This window comes from Alcanivorax sp. HI0083, from assembly GCF_001635175.1.
This window is the reverse complement of the sequence record NZ_LWFX01000142.1, coordinates 1-883: the sequence shown is the minus strand read 5'-3', so window position 1 is coordinate 883 and position 883 is coordinate 1. Positions and strand designations below refer to the sequence as shown.

Sequence of the window (883 nt, the reverse complement as noted above, 5' to 3'; positions counted from 1 at the left end):
TTTGCCACCCTTGCGTATCTGGTTAGCGACCCGTCTTTATCCATGCTTTCGATCTGGAGTCCTACTTTCGGGCTGGGGATGCTGCGTGCCATAGCGCAGTGGCGAGAGGAACTTGCAGAGGTACTCAACACCGGGCGCTGGGGAAACCGCATGCTTGGTGGTGCCGTGGACTCCTGCCCCTGGTCTCCGCAAGCGGCAGCCTTGCTGCGTGAGTGGGACGGCCGCTTAAACGCGGATTTTCTGATGGCGCTGTGGCCGAAACTGGCGCTGGTGAGTGCCTGGGATACGGCGGCCTCCACGCCGTGGGCAAAAGAGCTGCATGCGTTACTTCCCCAGGCCGCGTTTCAGGGCAAAGGACTATGGGCCACCGAAGGCGTAGTTACCATTCCCTATGCGGGCCGTTATCCACTGGCGTATCGCAGCCACGTGTATGAATTTCAGGATCCCACCGATGGCCGTATTTTCGCTCCCTGGCAACTGGAGGCCGGGCAGCAGGTCATGCCGTTGATGAGTACCGGTAGCGGGTTGTTGCGCTATCGCCTGAACGATCTGGTTGAAGTGGATGATTTTGTCGGCGGTATTCCCAGCCTGCGATTCCTTGGGCGAGCAGGAACCACTGATCTGGTTGGTGAAAAAATGACGGCGGCGGCTGTGGATGGTGCGATGGCGGCCCTGGCGTTGCCGGAGGAATTACTACCCGTATGCACGGTGGCGGTGGATCAATCCGCGCAGGGTTTACCTGGTTATGTGCTGTTACTGGAAGGGGAAAACCTGGCCGTAGCGCAGCACATAGCGGTGCAGATGGAGTCAGCGTTGCAGCTGCATTTTCATTACCAGTTGGCACGCAACCTGGGGCAACTGGCCCCTTTGCGCTGCGTTATCC

1 protein-coding gene is annotated in these 883 nt (G+C 59.1%); it reads left to right on the top strand.

Translation table 11 applies throughout. From position 1 onward, the window contains the following. On the top strand, nucleotides 1–883 hold an 883-nt coding region (locus tag A3754_RS01570; RefSeq protein ID WP_197468364.1), incomplete at both ends, for a GH3 auxin-responsive promoter family protein.